The 18,373-nt window shown below is 50.0% G+C and carries 14 protein-coding genes; 10 read left to right on the plus strand and 4 right to left on the minus strand.

Going from position 1 to position 18,373, the window contains the following annotated elements; all coding sequences use genetic code 11:
- Positions 1–574 precede the first annotated feature (574 nt).
- The 3 genes from EKM87_RS06730 to EKM87_RS06740 all read right to left on the minus strand — a co-directional run bounded on the left by EKM87_RS06730 (position 575) and on the right by EKM87_RS06740 (position 6,077).
- Positions 575–1,486, minus strand: a complete 912-nt coding sequence (locus EKM87_RS06730; protein WP_125683147.1) for a proline-specific peptidase family protein — start codon at positions 1,484–1,486, stop codon at positions 575–577.
- A 723-nt stretch (positions 1,487–2,209) separates the two neighbouring features.
- Positions 2,210–4,642 (minus strand): Xaa-Pro dipeptidyl-peptidase, encoded by a 2,433-nt coding sequence (locus tag EKM87_RS06735; RefSeq protein ID WP_125683149.1) that lies wholly within the window; start codon positions 4,640–4,642, stop codon positions 2,210–2,212.
- A gap of 37 nt (positions 4,643–4,679) precedes the next feature.
- Positions 4,680–6,077: an APC family permease gene (locus EKM87_RS06740; protein WP_125683151.1), complete on the minus strand. Its 1,398-nt coding sequence runs from the start codon at positions 6,075–6,077 to the stop codon at positions 4,680–4,682.
- Positions 6,078–6,412: 335 nt separating this feature from the next.
- On the opposite strand from EKM87_RS06740, the gene EKM87_RS06745 reads away from it, so the two are divergent.
- The 9 genes from EKM87_RS06745 (at position 6,413) to EKM87_RS06785 (ending at position 13,541) form a co-directional block, all read left to right on the plus strand.
- Positions 6,413–6,841 (plus strand): bis(5'-nucleosyl)-tetraphosphatase, encoded by a 429-nt coding sequence (locus EKM87_RS06745; protein WP_125683153.1) that lies wholly within the window; start codon positions 6,413–6,415, stop codon positions 6,839–6,841.
- Positions 6,831–7,406: a nucleoside/nucleotide kinase family protein gene (locus tag EKM87_RS06750; protein ID WP_125683155.1), complete on the plus strand. Its 576-nt coding sequence runs from the start codon at positions 6,831–6,833 to the stop codon at positions 7,404–7,406. The genes EKM87_RS06745 and EKM87_RS06750 overlap by 11 nt, the downstream gene beginning before the upstream one ends.
- Positions 7,407–7,911: 505 nt before the next feature.
- Positions 7,912–8,370, plus strand: a complete 459-nt coding sequence (locus tag EKM87_RS06755) for a Fur family transcriptional regulator (protein WP_125683157.1) — start codon at positions 7,912–7,914, stop codon at positions 8,368–8,370.
- A 77-nt stretch (positions 8,371–8,447) separates the two neighbouring features.
- Positions 8,448–8,972, plus strand: coding sequence for a hypothetical protein (locus EKM87_RS06760; protein WP_125683159.1), 525 nt, complete (start codon positions 8,448–8,450; stop codon positions 8,970–8,972).
- A gap of 20 nt (positions 8,973–8,992) precedes the next feature.
- Complete coding sequence (locus EKM87_RS06765; protein ID WP_125683161.1) at positions 8,993–9,925, plus strand: DUF6681 family protein; 933 nt, start codon at positions 8,993–8,995, stop codon at positions 9,923–9,925.
- A 711-nt stretch (positions 9,926–10,636) separates the two neighbouring features.
- Positions 10,637–11,377, plus strand: coding sequence for an amino acid ABC transporter ATP-binding protein (locus EKM87_RS06770; protein WP_125683163.1), 741 nt, complete (start codon positions 10,637–10,639; stop codon positions 11,375–11,377).
- 19 nt (positions 11,378–11,396) lie between these two features.
- On the plus strand, positions 11,397–12,233 hold the full coding sequence (locus tag EKM87_RS06775) for a transporter substrate-binding domain-containing protein (RefSeq protein WP_125683165.1): 837 nt from the start codon (positions 11,397–11,399) through the stop codon (positions 12,231–12,233).
- A complete protein-coding gene (locus EKM87_RS06780; protein WP_125683167.1) occupies positions 12,230–12,868 on the plus strand; it encodes an amino acid ABC transporter permease in 639 nt (212 codons plus the stop codon). Before EKM87_RS06775 ends, EKM87_RS06780 begins: the two co-directional genes overlap by 4 nt.
- Before the next feature lie 19 nt (positions 12,869–12,887).
- Positions 12,888–13,541 (plus strand): amino acid ABC transporter permease, encoded by a 654-nt coding sequence (locus EKM87_RS06785; RefSeq protein WP_191988569.1) that lies wholly within the window; start codon positions 12,888–12,890, stop codon positions 13,539–13,541.
- Between the two features lie 633 nt (positions 13,542–14,174).
- Here EKM87_RS06785 and hflX read toward each other — a convergent pair.
- On the minus strand, positions 14,175–15,452 hold the full coding sequence (hflX, locus tag EKM87_RS06790; protein ID WP_125683171.1) for a GTPase HflX: 1,278 nt from the start codon (positions 15,450–15,452) through the stop codon (positions 14,175–14,177).
- A gap of 181 nt (positions 15,453–15,633) precedes the next feature.
- On the opposite strand from hflX, the gene EKM87_RS06795 reads away from it, so the two are divergent.
- Positions 15,634–17,262, plus strand: a complete 1,629-nt coding sequence (locus EKM87_RS06795) for a peptide ABC transporter substrate-binding protein (RefSeq protein WP_125683173.1) — start codon at positions 15,634–15,636, stop codon at positions 17,260–17,262.
- Positions 17,263–18,373 lie beyond the last annotated feature (1,111 nt).

Consider the following 18,373-nt stretch of genomic DNA (forward strand, 5'->3'; position numbering starts at 1 on the left):
AGCTCGTCCCGTGGTGTAGAACCGGGAATCCCGCCCGCTTCAACGCCACCCGTCACGGCTGGCCCCAGTCCGGGCGACTGGCGGCCTATATTGATTTCAGGGCTTACGAATGAGTAAGGACAGGTGGTATGGTTATTCTAATTTTCTACGACCGCTGAGCTCAATATGCGTGAAGTTGAGCGGCCAAAGTCGTCGTGTTTAGCCTTTGGTGTAGTTATTAGTATTGATTAAGCTAAACACATATTAGCGCTATAAACTTGGAAGGGAGTTCATAGCGCTTTTTTTTTCAGGTCTTAGAAACTTTAAGTGAGGGTGCCAGATTAGCAGACCCAGGTAGCCGGAAGAAGTCAGGGGTGACGTCCGCGGTGATGGTGAAATAAGCTGACTGGTCAGCTTATTTCACGGGACGAGCTTTGAGACGCTGGGTTAAGGCGGCTCAAAGTCGAGCCGGAGGACCGCTTCACAGGCCGCAGGCGGTCCCCACGGCGGACGTCGCCCCTGACTTCTGGAGGCGGCCAGAGAAACCAAAAAAGGCTCGAGACCAAAACAGTCTCGAACCTTCAATACAAAGAAATTAAGCGTTAAAATTATCAGATTCAACGTCGCGGATGAACGTTGCCAAATGGTCATAGTAAACCGGTGCGTTGTCGATCATGTGATGGTGACCACCCTCAGGCGTCGTTACGAAACGTGAGTGGGGGATGAGTTCAGCCATCTTCTTACCAGTAGCGATTGGCATGGTTTCGTGTTCACCAAAGGTCAACAGGGTAGGAACCTTGATTTCCTTCAAGTGTTCACGGAAGTTCCATTCCTTCAGCTTACCCTTGATCACGAATTCGTTGTCACCCTGGAAGGCACCGTAAACGTCGGTAGCCATCGTGCTGATCAAATGGGAAATCGCAGCGGGCTTCTTCCGGTCCACGTAGCCATCGTTTAAGATGTCCACGTAACTCTGATACTTAGGGTCGTCGTAGTTGCCGTCAGCTTCGATCTGCTTCATGTAAGCAACTTGGTCGGCAGACAGGACGGTTTCCCGAATATGGTTGATGCTTTCAACGTATTCGTCGATGTTATCAACCATGGATGAAATGATAGCACCCTTTAAATGTTGACCATACTTGGCAGCGTACATTTGAACTAAAGCGCCACCCCATGATTGGCCAATCAGGTAAAATTTGTCGATACCTAATTTTTGACGAACTTCTTCAACTTCGTCTAAGAAGTAGTCGTAAGTCAGGTACTTCTTAGCGGTCTCAGGGTCGCTGAAGTCAGGTTGGTCTGAGTACCATGAGCCAAGTTGGTCGTACATGTGGACCTGAACGTTGAGGCCCTGTTTAGCTAATTGTTTCGCGGTATCTTCCCAGTATTCGTGGTTACCACCAGGGCCACCGTGTAGTGCCAGCAGGTGAATGTCACCAGTGCCTTGGGTGTTGGTCCAGAGATGGTAGCCGTTGTCTAACGTAATAATCGTGGTGCCTTGTTTCATGGAAGATCCCCCGTTTCTAATTAAGTTATTATTATTCTATCACTGTTGTCTCAAAATCGAAACCGACTTCTCTTTAATGACTAAAGGTTGAAAGTACTGCAACACCTACTATGTCTGATACAACAAGGTTTGGATATTAGGGTTTAGTCAGACTTAGTGGGGAATTGCCGCCTTACCGTTCGCCAAATTTGGACTGGAACGCGATGGGAAGGACGGGACAAGCCAAAGAGCGGTCTTGCCCCTCACTTGAAGCCGCAAACCCGTCTTCAAGTCGCCATTTTCAAGAAAATCACTTAAAAATCCCACGGCTGAGTCCAAATTTGGCTCACTCTCGGCTACCCAGTGGCGTGCCAATAATATTGAGTAAGTGCTGTCATTTAAGTTAGTTTATTTTCCAAGAACCCGTTTAACCGGAGGAGGTCAGAGGTGGAGCCAGCTGTGTCAACGCTGTAAGCCGATTCTCGGCTTACAGCGTGGGACGTGTTTGAAGACTGATGGTTTTCCAGGCTTCAAACCGAGCCGAAGGACCGCTTTTCAGTCCGCAGGCGTTCCCCGCAGCAGGCGGAATCTCTGATCGCCGCAGGTGGCTGGATGAGACTAATTTTAAGTCTGTAACGTCTGACTATTCTTGACTTGATAACGGTTTTTGAACTTTCAACTTTTAGTTAATGAATAGCGGACCCGAGATTTCTCTCAGGCCCGCTATTCATGATTAAGAGCTAATTATTCAGCCAAGTACGGCAATTCTAGTGTTGCGTGTTCCAAGTTGATAGAGTACTGCAGGTCCTGGTTTCCTCGCACGGTCATGCCAAAGTCCGTGGCGTAGATGACCAATCCCAGCTGGTGGCCCGCCAACAAACGGTAGTGGGTTGGTTGCAGGGTCACCCGTAAGCGATAGAACTGGTTGGGTTTCAGTTCATCGATTTGGTAGGTATTGGTTCGGTTCTGCAGGTTGCGGTGGCCCTTGGTAATCATCTTCCAGGGTGTCGTCTTGGTCGTTTGAAATTCTCGCAGGCTGTCTTCACGCCAGTGGAACCCTTCGTCCAACGATACGCGGAGTGGGGTGGGTGAAACACCTAACCGCTTAGCCTCGCCATAATCGACTAACTGGAAGCTCAGGAGGCCAACGGGTTGGTTAACAGCAACTTCTAAGGTAATGACTGGTTTTCCATCGAGGACTTGGTCTTTGGTCAGGACGGCTGACTTGAATCGTAACCGATGGCCCTTCAGTGGGGAGTCATCGTTTAACAAGTCTCGTTGCCAACTGGCAACGTCGTGCGTGTACGCCTGGTACTGGGCCTCGGGCAGTTGGTCGTTAAAGCTGACCGCTGCCTTGAGCGGGGCGGTGGTCGTGGCGACCAATTCCTCCGGATGCAGGTTCAACGTGGTGACGGGGTTAGTTGGCGCGTCCCAGTCCGCGTAGCTGTGCCAAGTTTCGGGTTGGACGTTGTCTTGAATGATGACGTTTGGCAACAACGTTTCGGCCTGATTGTCGACGTCCAGCAGCTCGTGGGTCAGCCAGAGGTTGACGATGTCGGTGTAGTCGATCGAGCGAAAGGCGTTGATATAAATGTGTTGGCCTTGATGAAGAATCAGCTTCTTGGCAACGGGCAGATCACGGACAGCGTTCCACAAGTTGTTCACGTTGCGTGGTTTCACGTTCCAGTCGTTCAGACCGTGGACCAACAACAGGTCCGCCTTGATATTTTTCGCGTTCTTCAGGTAGTTACGGGCGTCCCAGAAGCGGTTGTAGCTCCCAGTCGTCCGGTCTTGACCGCTGGTAATGGCAGCTAAGTCAGCCTGCCACTTGGCTTGAATGCGGTGGTAGTCGCCGGCTTGTAGTTGCCGGCTAAACGTTTCCTCAGCAAGTACGTCCGCGTCCTCGCCGGGGAAACCGCCGGGGGCAACGACCAGACCGCCATCACGGTAGTAGTCGTACCAATTGGAAATGGCAGCTTCACTGATGACCGTCTTCAGGCCGGCTACCCCGGTCGTTGCGGCAGCAGTGGCCAGCGTTCCCAGATAGGAACGACCAGTCATGGCGATGGCGTGATTGCTCCACCAAGCGGGGATGGCCTGGGTGGCTTCTCTGCTAGTGAAGGCAGTTCGGTTACCCGCTAGCCATTCGATGATGGCAATGGTGGACGTGGTTTCCTCGGGGTCCCCAGTGGTGCGGACGCCGTCAGAATCCAGCGTACCAATTCCAGCAGCGTAGACGACGGCAAACCCGCGAGCCAAGAAGTAGTCATTTAACGTGTAGGAGCTTTCCCGGGCAAAACTTTCCGTGGCCGTGGTGGTCGAAGCCGTCACGGGGCGGGGAGCGGGAATTGGCGTCGTAGCTGGTTCAGCCAGCACGTCCTCACGTGTCAGCTGGTTCGGTTCTTGCGGTGTCAGGGGCACGTTGACGTCGTGCATCATCTGGTCACCAGCCTCGTCGTTCGTCCCTTGATTGTAAGGACTAGCGGTGTAGAGGACGGGGACCTTTAACCCAGTGGCAGTTTCCGCTGGCCGCAAGATTTCGGCCTTTAGCAGGTCCCGTTGACCGTCGTGGTCCGTGTCCTGGGGACTTTCAACGTACACGACTTCGCGAATCAGCTGGGTCGTATCAAAGACGGCCTGGGCTTTACCGTTAAAAATCAGTGGCTTGGTGACGGTGGCATCGTGGAGGAATGGGGCAAAGTAGCCGTGAGTTGTCAGGTGGTCCAAGAAGGACTGGCCGTTCTTAGTGTGGGTCGTCAGGAGCAGGTACCAGGCCTGTTTCAGCTCGGCTACCGTAAAATTAGTGGATTGGTGGTCACTGACGGGCAGCTGGATTTTCGCCATAGCGGCCAGCGGGTCAGCGAGGTCAAAGTCGTCATCGACAGCGAAGCCCAGTCGTTGCAGGGCTAAGTTGTAAAATACAGTGACGGGCACGTCGTCGTGCTGGCTCAAGAAATCAGCACCGTCCGTGTCAGGGGTGGCCATTAGGTTATGGAGCTGTTGGGCTACCCGTTGGTCGGTGGAAAATTCTGGCCAGCTACGATCATAGAAATCCCAGAGCAGTTGACTGGGGGTCGTGAGGGCCTGATTGGTGTTATCTAAAAAATGAATCGTGTGAAGTTCGTCGAGGGCCTGAGCGGGTGCTGTGGGCCGAATGGCAAATTGTTGGTTACGCATAAATTTCGCCTACCTTATCAATTTTGCAAAGTAACTATTAATCTTCTTGGTCATTGAGCCGACTGTGGCGTAAACCATAGCTGAAGTAAATGACGAGTCCTAAAGCAAACCAAATCGAGGAAGCAATCCAAGTTTCAGCGGGTAATTGAAGCATCATGCCGAAACACAGTAAGCCAGAAATGATTGGCAAGACGGGGTACCAGGGAACCTTGAAGCCGGAGTTTTGGGGCAGGTTGGGCAGGTGCCGCAACCGAATGATCCCAAAGGAAACGAAGAGAAAGGCCACCAGAGTCCCGATGTTGACCAGGTTGGTCAGTTGGGCCAGTGGCACGAAGCCGCCTAGCAAGGCGATAACGATGGTGATGACCGCCAGACTATTTTTGGGCGTCCCCGTTTGATCGTCGATCTTACCGAGAAACTTGGGCAGCAGGCCGTCCCGACCAATCGAGTAGATCAGGCGTGAAGAACTGTAGATCATCGTGACCATCATGGTGAACATCCCAGCGAGCGCACCCAATGAGATGATACCGGAGGTCCAGTTTTGATGAACTAAGGTCAGCGCAAATGCGACCGGATCGGCCACGTTCAGTTTGGTGTAGTGGACCATCCCAGTGAGGACCACGGCGACCAACATGTAGAGCACGGACGCTACGATGAGGGTGCCGATGATTCCAATGGGCATGTTCTTCTTAGGATTTTTCACTTCAGCAGCTGAGGCAGAAACCACGTCAAAGCCGAGGTAAGCAAAGAAGACGGTTGAAGCACCCCGTAGAATCCCCTTAGTCCCAAATGGGGCAAAGGGTTGCCAGTTGCTGGGCTTTACGTAGAAGACACCGACGATAACGAAGAGAATGATGATCGCAATCTTAACGAAGACAATCAGGTTGTTGATCCGCATGGATTCTCGCATCCCCCGGTTTAACAACCAGCTGATGAAGAGTACCACTAAGATGGCAACCACGTTCCCGTACGTCCCGTGTGCGGGATCGTAGGGGCCGGTGACGGCCGTGGGGAGGCTGAGGTGGAAACCGGCTAGAAACGAATTAAAATAGGCACCAAATGAATTGGCGACCGCTGCGACGGCGAGGACGTATTCTAGAATCAACGCCCAGCCGAGAATCCAGCCGATGATTTCGCCGAAGACCAGGTTCCCGTAGGAGTAGGCGGAACCGGCAACGGGGAGAACGGAGGCAAACTCGGCGTAGCACATGGCCGCGGTAGAACAGACGACGGCGGCCAGCAGGAACGACAGGACAATGCCGGGACCACTGTATTGGGCAGCAATTGTACCGGGGAGGATGAAAATCCCGGTCCCGATGACGGCCCCAATTCCGAGTGACATGAGATCCTTTGCTGACATGGTCTTGGCAAAGTGTTGGTCACTCTTTAAATAATTATCTAAGCGTTCGCGTCGAAAAATTCGCGAAATAGCCATTAAAAAGCCTCCTTATGTAGGTAACACGATGGGGTCATCTATCTAATGAAAGGATTAGTTCGGATAAAATGATAGCGAGCAGTGGCCAGAATCCGTGTAGTCGTGGTTAAATGACCAGTGAATTTAATTAAAAAAGAAAACGTTTTCTTCCATATTAATAGGTGAATCCCGCTCGTGTCAAAACGGTGATATCTCGGATAGTGTACCCTAGACTTAAATTAAAAGTCAATGAGAGTTGGGCAGACTTTTACCGAAAGTCAGATAAAATTACCCCACGCGCTTCGTTTTCGTTCTAAAATAGAGCCAGTATGAGTGAAATGAGGAGGCAATTAGCCATGATTACCGAAAGAGCCAGCGGTGCAGTGGTCTACCGTTTGGAAAACGACCAACCGCAATATTTATTATTAAAGAGCGCAACTAGTAACTTCTGGGGATTCCCCAAGGGCCACGTCGAAGGCACTGAGAGTGACATTGAAACGGCCGTTCGAGAGATTCGGGAGGAGACCAGTCTAGAGGTCGCCATCAATCCGGAATTTCATGCGGACTTAGATTACGACATGAAGAACGGGCATCACAAGCACGTGGTCCTCTATACGGCGCTGGTTCCTGCCGACGCACAGATCAAGCGACAGGTGGAAGAAATCAGTGAATACGGTTGGTTTGACTTTGCCACGGCCCATGACAAGCTGACTTTTGATAACCTGAAGAGCTTGTTATCAATGGCGGACGACTATCTGACGGGGGACGCGCAGGATGGAGAATAAGGTCATCGTGATTACCGGCGCGACTGGGACCGGCAAGACGACCGTCCAAGATTATTTGGTCAGTCACTATCCAGTTACCAAGATCATTACCCACACCACCCGCCCACCACGTCAGGGTGAAGTTGATGGGACGGATTACTATTTTGAAACGGAAGAGAGCTTTCCTAAGAACCACTACCTGGAATCGGTGGTGTATTCGGGTTACCACTACGGCTCTTCACGCGAAGGCATCACGGCGGGATTCAAACGCGCACCGTTTACGGCCATCGTTTTGGATGGTAAGGGCGCCATCACCTACGCACAACAGCTGGGTGACCAGGCAGTGATTCTCTTCCTGACGGTCAGCGATTCAGCCAAGTTGGCTCACCGCCTCTCCAAGCGCGGGGATGATGAGGCCATGATGGCGCAACGACTAGCCAGTCCGGAATATCATCGGGATCTGACCATGCCACTGGCGCTGCGGGGCCACGCTATTCAGCTGAATAATGATAATTGGGCGCAGACTCAAGTGAAGCTCGATGAGCTGATGGCGGGGCTTCAGCGGTCTGAGGCGGCTGATAGTTGAGTTTCATCCCAAGTATGCTAAACTAACAGGGAATTCGGCAAAATATTGACAGCGCTGTGTCAGTTCGCCTTACCGGTTGGCAGAGATGGGCTGGAACGGTGCCGGCACAACTTTGAGCCTCACCAAAACCGTGAGTCTCAAAGCTTGGCCTTGTTCTAAGCCGTAAACGGCTAAGAACAACGAGGCGCCTGAGCCCATCTCTGGCAACCTCACGGCTGATACTGATTGTGGCTGCCAATATTTATGCCTGACGTCAAATGGGTGGTTCGTCAGCCATGGTGACATATAAGAACGATCACCGTTAGCCGTGAGGGTGGGAAAAATAGGCTCAGCCGTGGCACTACCTTAGCACGGTGGGTTTCCGTGGTTAGGTAGAACCGAGTTTTGAGACCGCTCTTTGGCTCAAAATCGTGTTCACAGCGTTCCAGCCTATTTTTCCCACCCGGTAAGGCGGACACACCCACCGTAAAAAAGAATGAATAATAAATGAAGGAGACCGCCCATCATGGCAGAATCTTTAACCGCCGCTGTGACCATTTTGCGGAACAATAAATTGAAGCTGACCAAGCAACGGCACGCACTCTTAGAGTTTTTGCTGACCAACCAAGGCCACTACACGGATGTCGTGGCTGTGGATGCTTACATGCGGACGGAATTTCCGGGGATGAGTCATAATACGGTGTACCGCAACCTCAAGGAGTTTGAAGAGGTTGGCATCGTTGAACAAAACACCGAACAGGAACGCGCGCGGGTCAAGTATCAGTGTGACTTCCATCACCAACATCATCACCACTTTATTTGTCAGCATTGTGGGAAGGTTATCGAGTTACAAATGTGCCCGATGGACTTTTTTACGGATCAATTACCTGGCGCTGAAATCACGGGGCACAGCTTTGAGTTGTATGGTCTGTGTGCCGAATGTAAGGCAGCCGGTGTGAGTGACCAAGACTTAGTCAAAAATTAAGGGAATTTTGAGAGATTTTTGGCTTAAATGTGGGACAATGAAGTCTAATTAGGTAAAGACGTAAGGAGGAATGACACATGGCGTACCGGACACCACCATTTATCACGCCATTTGCAATTGTTTCGATGGCCTTGGCTCTCGGAGCAACGAACGTGGTGACGAACACGGTCACCAAGTCTAATGAAGGGGCCTCGCGAGTTTCTAACACCAGTTCATCATTAGTTAGTGGCCTGTCATCGAGCGATTCCAAAAAGAATAGCGATGATAGTAGTAAGAAGGAGTCTGATTCTTCGAAGAAGGACAGCAGTAGTGATGAATCATCAGACAGTTCATCCACGGACACGCAAAGTTCTTCGGCGGATACGACTTCTGATACGGAATCATCCCACGCAACGACAACGGGGAATACTGGGACGACTTCTAAGAAGAAAAACTCCAGCTCGACCACGACTAACAACAATAACAGCACCAATAATACGACGGATGACACCACCGACAGTGGCAGCACGACTGGTGATACGACTGACGACACGCAGAGTGCACAGACGTATAGTCATTCGGCGGCTAATACGACCGACGGCACAACCAGTGCAGGTCAATAAGAGAGGAGGGCGAATCATTCATGTTAAGTTTTCTTGATATGGTCAACCATTACTTGGGCTACATCAACGTCAGCGTAAAGATTAAGAACCGCATCTATGTCATTTTGGGGATGTTGGGGGATATTTACCTGTTCTATATCGGGATTCGTTACCTTCAAAATGGTCACCCGTTCTGGGGACTGTTGATTCTGTTGATTGCGTTGGCCCTGCTATACTTCGAGTACTTGAATACCATCTATTATTTCACGGATAAAAAGGCACCGTTTGATATTTCGCCTAAGATCGAAAAGCTATTGCATATCAAACCCAAAGAAGCCGAGTTGGAAGATAACAAACATCACGCCATGCGGGGTGGGCGGAACATTCCAGCTAACGGATACTTCGATGAGAAGAAGATTTTACCTGGTAAGCTAAAGTCTTCTGCTGTGGAAACACAAAACATCCAAACGTTAGCAACCCGTTTACAGCAGAATCAGTTGTTAGCTATGGATTACTCTGGCTTAGGCGAACGTGAAATCATGGAACAGACGCAAAAGAACGGCAAGCCCGTTTACGCGTCCGGACCTGGCGCCATGATTCCTTACTTTGAGATGCAATCTGAAGGTAACCAACTGGTGGTCTATGCTGGGATGAACCAAGCCGAGAAACAACGGGTCGGTTCGGTTAGCACGGTGGGACTGCAAAATGTCCAGGATGTGCGGGACCAATTTGAACTGTACTTAGCCAACGCGACCTTGGTTGGTGGACCGTTCAAAGTGTTGGGACGCACCTCACTGATCGAACAACCCAATGATTTCCAAGTGGCGGTTCAATTGGCCTATAAGCATAGCGATGATGCCTCATCGACTGGTGACACCACCGTGTCAAGTCGACGGCAACGTTACGATGAACCGTCAGCGGCCACGTCGAATGATGACGAGCCCATGACGCGGACATCGCGGTACCATCATTAAGTTTAGCTAGTTAATTAAAATATGACTGATTAGAGCACGTAACCGTGAAAGCGGGGACGGGCTCTTTTTTTAGTTAGCGGTTGAAGGCTGAACTTGCTATGGCAATAATATGAGCGTGTCTTTTCGCCTTACTGGCCGCTGGATTTGGGCTCACCCAGTATTTTGCAGTCGGCTGTCTGTTATCTATGGTACCGCCATAAGCGGCTCAACTGCCCCCAGGCAGGGACAAGCATAGTCACACTACAATTAGAGCTGGAGGAGGGCAGGAATGTAGCCAGCTGTGAAAGTGGTGTTGGCTGGTGACTTTCCAGCATACAGCACGGGCGACTTTGAAGACACGCGGTTTTCGTGGCTTCAAATCGAGCGAGAAGCCAGCACTTTGGCTGAAGCGTCCCCACAGCAGGCGGAATCCCTGACCTCCTCCGGCGGATGTCCAATTCACCTGCTTTAGGAGAATTATCATTGAAAACGGTCCCGTTGAGACAGTCACCGCACAATTTTTTTCAGATGAACCAAACCCGTGGTGGGGCTAAATTTTGGTAGGTTTAATCGTTAGCGGGGGTGGCCATCTTAAAGCTGTTTACTTTGACCGAGTAATTTTTTTGGTTTAAACTAAATTTTAGACACTATTATATCTGGTGGTCAAAACCAGTACGGGGCGCTAGTATTCGGGCCTGACGGCGATACTTTAACTAGTGGAGGGAAATACTTATGTCAATGATTGAATTTCACAACGTGGAAAAGTACTATGGCAGCTTTCACGCCTTGCATAACATTAATTTGACGATTGAAGCCGGTGAAACCGTTGTTCTGATTGGACCTTCGGGGTCTGGGAAGTCAACACTGATTCGGACCGTGAATGGTCTGGAACAGATTCGTCACGGGCAACTGATCGTTAACGGACAAGACCTGGCCAACCCCAAGACGGATATTAATCGAATCCGGAAAAACGTGGGAATGGTGTTCCAACACTTTAATTTGTACGCGAACAAGACGATTCTCGAAAACATTATGCTTTCGCCACGGATTGTTTTACACCGTGGTGAAGCGGAAAACAAAAAGGTCGCTATGGAAATGCTCGACCGAGTTGGCTTAGCAGACCAAGCACCTAAGATGCCATCCCAGCTTTCAGGGGGACAACAACAACGGATCGCGATTGCGCGTTCGCTGGCCATGAAGCCTAAGTGTTTGTTGTTCGATGAACCAACCAGTGCGTTGGACCCTGAAATGATCGATGATGTGTTGAACGTTATGAAGACCATCGCACGGGACTCCAGTATGACGTCCCTCGTGGTGACCCACGAAATGGGCTTTGCCCGTGAAGTGGCCAACCGGGTTATCTTTATGGCTGACGGTCGGATTCTGGAAGACGATAGCAAGGAGACTTTCTTTGACGGTGAGCCAACTAACGAACGTGCTCGTCAATTCTTAAGCAAGATCATCACACACTAATCAGGGGAGGAATTTAGCTATGAAAAGATTGATTCGAAATCTTGGCCTCTTGCTGACCCTGGTGGCGGTCTCCGTGGTGGTTACGGCATGTGGCAGTCAGTCACTGGCGTCCAAAAACGTGCTGAAGACCGATCAACAATCTAAGACCGTTACCTGGGGTGTCAAAGCGGATACCCGGTTGTTTGGATTGCTAGACACGAAGGATGGCAAAATCAAAGGATTTGAAATTGATTTGGCTAAGGCGTTGACCAAGCAAATGTTAGGCAAGAATGCCAAAGCAAAGTTTATTCAAGTAACGAGTTCGACACGGATTCCAATGCTGAAGAACGGTAACATTGATGCCATTATGGCTACCATGACGCCTTCTCCAGAACGGCGGAAGCAAGTGTCTTTCTCAGATCAATATTTCCTGGCGGGCCAATCATTACTGGTCAAGAAGGGCAGTAGCATCAGGAACGTTAAAGATTTAAATGAGCAAAAGGCCACCGTCTTAGGGGTCGTCGGTTCTGACTCCGTGCAAAACGTCGCCAAGGTCGCTCCGAACGCCAAGGTCCTACAGCTGACCGACTACGCCCAAGCAATGACGGCGTTGAAGTCCGGTCAAGGTCAAGCGTTGACGACTGATAATGGGATTCTGTATGGGATGTCCATTCAGAATCCGGGCTATGAAGTTACCAAGGGGTCATTCGTCTCCGAACCTTACGGCATTGCCATCAACAAGAACCAAACGCAGTTCAGACTGGCCGTCAACCAAGCGTTGAAGCAGGTTCGGGCTAGCGGCGAATACAACAAGATTCTTCACAAATGGTTCCACAACGTGAAGGGCTTCGACTACGAGGAGGCGGCTAAAGAATGATTCATATCTTTCAAGCATACGGAGGAACACTCCTCTACGGCCTAGGGCAAACGCTGTTATGTAGTGTAATTGCACTGGTCTTCAGTCTGATTCTTGGGACGTTCTTTGCTTTACTGGAAGAATCTCCTAATAAATTTGGGCGCGTCGTTGCACGGATCTACATCGAAGTTTTCCGGAATATTCCGTTACTGGTTATCACGATGTTCTTCTACGTGGTGTTTCCGCTCTACGTCATCAAAATGAACGGGTTTACCGCCGGCACGATTGGGTTGACGCTCTATACGTCAGCGTTCATCGCCGAAACGGTCCGGGCCGGAATTGGGTCGGTTGATCCTGGTCAGATGGAAGGGGCCCGGGCCAACGGGTTATCCTTCTGGCAAGCCATGCGGTTCATCATTTTGCCGCAAGCCTTTCGCTACGTGATTCCGCCACTGGGTAATCAATTCGTGAACCTGGTCAAGAACTCCTCAACGTTGGCCTTTGTTGGGGGCTTTGATTTGATGTATCAAGGGAACGTGATTGCGTCTAATTCCTTACAGACAATTGCGGCGTACGCCTCAGTTGGGGTACTTTACCTGATCATCACGTTGCCTATCAGTTACTACATGCGCTACCTAGAAAAGCGTTTGGCCTAAGGGGAGGAGAATAAATATGCTGCAAAACTTTATTGGCGCTTACTCCCCAGATAACCTGCGTTACCTGTTCGGGGGCTTGGGAATCACGTTACTGGTTTCCGTCGTGTCCATCGTTGGTAGCTTTATCATTGGCTCCATTCTGGGTATTATTCGCTACGTTAAAATTAAATATGTGTCCGCCATCATCGGGGTCATCATTGATGTGATTCGGAACTTACCGTTGATTTTAATCTTGTTCTTCACGTACTTTGGTTTGCCAAACCTGGGGGTCAAGCCGGAAATTATTCCAGCTGCCATCTTGGCCATGACTATTTTTGAATCCACCATGTTGGCAGAAATTGTGCGTTCAGGGATTCAGGCTGTTGATTCAGGCCAGATGGAAGGGGCCCGGGCCAACGGGCTGACTTACTGGCAAGGACTCTGGTACATTGTGTTACCACAAGCGCTGAACAAGATGATTCCTGCGATTGTCAGTCAATTTATCTCGTTGGTGAAGGATACGTCACTGGCAACGATTATTCTGTTGCCAGAAATGTTGTACCGGTCACAGATTATTTACGGGCAAAACACCAATTACATCATTCCGATGTTCTTGGCGATTGCGGTGATGTACTTTATCGTTTGTTACCTGCTGTCCGTTCTCGCCCGTTACTTAGAAAAACGTCAGGCTTAAGTTCGTTGGCTGGGTGCGCCTCCGGGTTCCAGGGCAGGCGTCAGCCGTGGGGACCGCCTGCGGCCTGTGGGGCGGTCCTCCGGCTCGGTTTTAAGACTCGGAATATCACCGAGTCTCAAAACTCGTCCCGTGGCGTAACCTCGGAAAACCGCCGAGCTAACGCCACTTTCACCGCTGACACCTGCCCTGGAACCCTGCGGCTTATGTTGCGGTGAACTTAAGCTGATTAATTATCTGACTATGTGCGATTAATTTGAGTTGAACAATTGTTTAGTTGAAAAACGATGCTATGTATTTCGAAATATATCAACAGTTACATTGAACGTCTCACATTTTTTGTCGTAGGAGACCAGGGATGGAACTAGCAGTGAAGGTGGTGTTAACTGGTGGGTTTCCAGTTTACAGCACGGGCGACTTTGGAGACGCTGTTCTTGGCGGCTCCAAATCGAGTCGGAAGACCGCTTCTCAGTCTGGAGCGTCCCCACAGCTAGCGGAATCCCTGGTCTCCGGAGCACAAACTGTGTGGTGAGGCACCGTTCCAGCCCATCCGCTGTGACCGGTAAGGCGGCAAGTTAGAACAAAAATGGCTTTCCAATCAAACCAGATTGGAAAGCCATTTTTTAATGCGATAGATTATTCAGTAACCACGTAGCGCTTGAATCGGTCGAAATCAGCCGATTGTAGTTCGACCCGTAAGGCCGTTCCTTCAGCTTCGTAGTCCGTGCTGAGGACGTTAGCGTGGTCGTTCAGGTACGCTACCACGTCACCATCTGCGAACGGTACCAAGAAGTTGGCCGTTACGTAATTGTGGAAGACCTTCTCCTTCATGGCCTGAACTAACAGGTCAACGGAGGCGGGGTCCTGCGCTGAGAGGACGAGTTGATCGCCCACGCGGCTAGGGAATTCAGCATCCGTTAAGTCAGCCTTGTTGAAGACCGTGATCATTGGCACGTCAGTTACACCGATGTCCATCAAGGTCTTTTCCGTCGTGGCCATCATGGCTTCGCGGTTCGGGTCAGCGTAGTCCACCACTTGGATCAGCAGATCAGCATTCGCTGCTTCAGCCAGCGTTGAGCGGAAGGCCTTTACCAGTTGCGTTGGCAATTGGCTTACGAATCCAACCGTGTCACTCAATAACAGTTTCTTTTGGTCGAGGAAGGTCAGTTGGCGTACGCTGGTATCCAACGTGGCAAACAGCATGTTTTTAACGAAGACCTGTTTCTCTTCGTTCTTCCCAAATTCACGGACCAAGGCGTTCATTAACGTGGACTTGCCGGCGTTGGTATAGCCAACCAAGGCTACAGAAGGGAGTTGATTACGTTCCCGTTGCTGGCGCTGGGTTGCGGCCGCTTGATTGATTTCCTTGAGTTCATGGTTGACGTGGTTGATGGACCGTTGAATGGTCCGCCGACTCATTTCAGTTTGAGATTCACCGGCACCACGGTTGGTAAAGCCACCGCCGCCACCGCTCCCAGTCTGTTGGTCCAGTCGTTGAGAAGCACTGGTATGCAGGCGGGGAAGTTGGTATTGAAGCATGGCCAACTGGACTTGGAGTTTGGCTTCACGGGATTGCGCCCGGTTCGCAAAGATTTCGAGAATCAAGCCAGTGCGGTCCATGATGCGGGCCTTAGTACCAGCCTCAAGGTTCCGAATCTGACTGGGTGACAGTTCATCGTTGACGACAATCGTGTCAACACCATCATCGGCGACGATGGTTGCCAGTTCCTCGACCTTCCCGGTACCGAAGTAGGTCCCTGGGTTGGGTTTTGGTAAAGCTTGCTGAACTTCCTCAGCAACCGTCATATTGTTGGCTTCGACTAAATTTTTAAGTTCGGTCATTGAGTAGCCAAACGTTGCCTGACCGGCATTTAAACCAATCGTAATGACTGGTGTTCGTGGGGTTTCTTCCAAGAGATCACCCTCCTTTAAAGGTTATATGTTGAGTATAACATGGCAATGATGTTTTGAATAAATATTAGCTAGTAAAACCATTTAATTAAAATTCACTATTGATTCTAATTGTTTTATAATTTAAAATAATCCTCGTTGTCTTTTTAAGGCAGATTATAAACTTAGAGGGGTCGGAATTTTTATGAAGGTTACAAGGATTGTCAAGCTAGGAGCAGTAGCCACGTTTGCCACGGTATTATTAGCCGCATGTGGGTCTGCCTCCAGCAGTAGCAGTCAGGCTAAGGATCAAACCTTAACCTGGATGGAGAACTCAGCATTACCAACGATGGATATTTCTAAAGCCGTCGACAACGTGTCTGCTGAGACGTTGAACAACACAGGTGAGGGCCTATTGCGGGTCGGCAAAAAGAGCAGTTTACATCCTGGGGTTGCCAAAAGCTACAGTAAATCTAAAGATGGCAAGACGTACACGTTTAACCTTCGAAAATCTAAGTGGAGTAACGGTGATCCAGTGACTGCTAAGGATTTTGTTTATTCCTGGCAACGGACCGTTAATCCTAAGACGGCTTCCGAGTATGCTTATCTCTTTGCGGACGTTCAGAACGCGAATGCCATTATGAAGAGTAAAAAGGCAGTGTCCACACTGGGGGTCAAGGCAGTAGGAAAGTATCAATTCGTCGTTCACCTGACACATCCTGTCAGCTACTTTCCTAACCTGGTTGCGGGGACAACGTTCTTCCCACAGGACCAAAAAGTTGTTGAAAAGTATGGCAAGCAGTACGCCGGCAACGCCCAACAAAATGTGTATAACGGGCCATTTAAGCTGACCTACTGGACGGGGACTTCTGACAACTGGACGTTAACTAAGAACCCGTCTTATTGGAACGCCAAGCGGGTGAAGTTGCACCACGTGAAATTTGAGGCCGTTAAGGATCCTCAGACGGCGTTGAGTCAGTACCAGAGTGGCAAGCTGGATGCCATTTATCTGAGCGGCCAACAACCAAAGAATTACAAGAACAGTAAGGAATACGTCTCACGGACTAGTGCCCGGGCGACGTACATCGAAGTCAACCAACGCAAAGATACCATGATGAAGAACAAGAAGGCTCGTCAAGCCCTTTCTCTGGCCATCAACCGGCAACAATTTACCAATAAGGTGATGGACGATGGGTCAGTCGCTCCAACCGGTCTGGTTACCGATGGCCTGGCTTCGTACAAGGGGAAAGATTTTGCGGCATCAGCCAAGGTGCCAGCTGGTACTAGCCAGAACTTGAAGAAGGCTAAGCAGTTATGGCAAGAAGCCTTGAAGGAAACTGGCCGCAAGAGTTATAGCATGACCTTGACCGCAGATGATACGGCCGCAGGGAAGAACTCGACCGAGTTTGTCCAAAGTCAGTGGGCCAAGTTACCCGGATTGAAGGTCACCAACGCTAACGTCCCATACAAGACGGTGTTAGCGCGGTGTGCCAGTGGGGACTTTGATTCCATTGTCACAGCTTGGGGAGCCGACTTTGCTGACCCAATCACATTCCTTCAGCTCTTTACGACTGGGAACTCCTACAACGAAGGCAAGTGGTCCAACAAGTCCTATGACCGTCTGATCAAGGCAGCAACTGGTTCAGATGCCAACCGGGCAGGTCAACGTTGGCAAGATTTGATCAAGGCACAGAAGGTTCTGTTAAACGATCAAGGAATCATTCCGTTCTATCAGAACGGGAAGCCACAGCTGGTGAAGTCTAGTGTGAAGGGTGTCGTTTACTTCCCAGTTGGCGCTAACTGGGACTTCAGCCGGGCTTACATTGCTAAGTAGTAGTTATTGTTTGCCGCCTTACCGGGCGGAAAAAATAGGCTGGAACGCTGTGAACACGATTTCGAGCCGAAGGGCGGTCTCGAAACTCGGTTCTGCCTAACCACGGAAAATCACCGGGCTAAGGCAGTGCCACGGCTGAGCCTATTTTCTCCGCCCTCTCGGCTAACATGGCGATGTTTTTGCAGATGAGCTGTTGGACAGTGTCTTTGTTAGCTAACATGAATTTGCAAACTAAGTTACTCGTAAGTTGTGTCACCAACAACCAGCAGTCAGCGCCCCGTGGGGCAGACCTGAAGCCTGATAATCGGTCTTCAGGGCAACTTTGAACCGCACCAAAATCGTGCGTTTCAAAGATTGACCGCGCTCTAAGCAGGGATAGTTCCCCCAGCTAAGACCGCCGACACGGGGCACTATCTGCTGATTGCTGGCTCGATACATTGTACGCATACTGGTTGTGCTAAGGTGGAATTGTCAGCTTAAGCGTGTTCCAACTAAAATTTAGTCAGATAAAAGGTCACGGGAAATAGCTTTCCGTGACCTTTTTGTTTGATTTCAGTTATCAAAATCTAAAGGTTAAGCCCTGAAACACTCACTATGCTTGATACAACAAGGATTGGGGGTTAGTCAAACATAGTGGGAAATTACCGCCTTACCGTTCGCCAAATTTGGACGGGAACGCGGCTTCAAGAAAACCACTTGAAAATCCCACAGCTGAGTCCAAATTTGACTCACTCTCGGCTACCTAGTTGAGCGTTAATAATATTGCATAAGGTGCCTGTCATTCAGGCATTTAAGCTAGCTTAGCTTCCAAGAACCCGTTTAACCGGAGGTGGTCAGAGGTGGAGCCAGCTGTGTCGACGGTGTTAGCCGATTCTCGGCTTACAGCGTGGGACGTGTTTGGAGACTGGTGGTTTTTCCAGGCTTCAAACCGAGCCGAAGGACCGCTTTTCAGGCCGTAGGCGTTCCCCACAGCAGGCGGAATATCTGACCGCCGCAGGTGACTGAGTGAGGCTATTTTTAAGTCGATAACGGTTTTCGAACTATCAAAATGACTAAACCTTAGAAAATCCTTAGAATTTCTAATTAAAATTAAATATTTTATTTGGCCTGG

It is taken from the genome of Levilactobacillus yonginensis, assembly GCF_003946265.1.
Taxonomy (GTDB): Bacteria; Bacillota; Bacilli; order Lactobacillales; family Lactobacillaceae; genus Levilactobacillus; species Levilactobacillus yonginensis.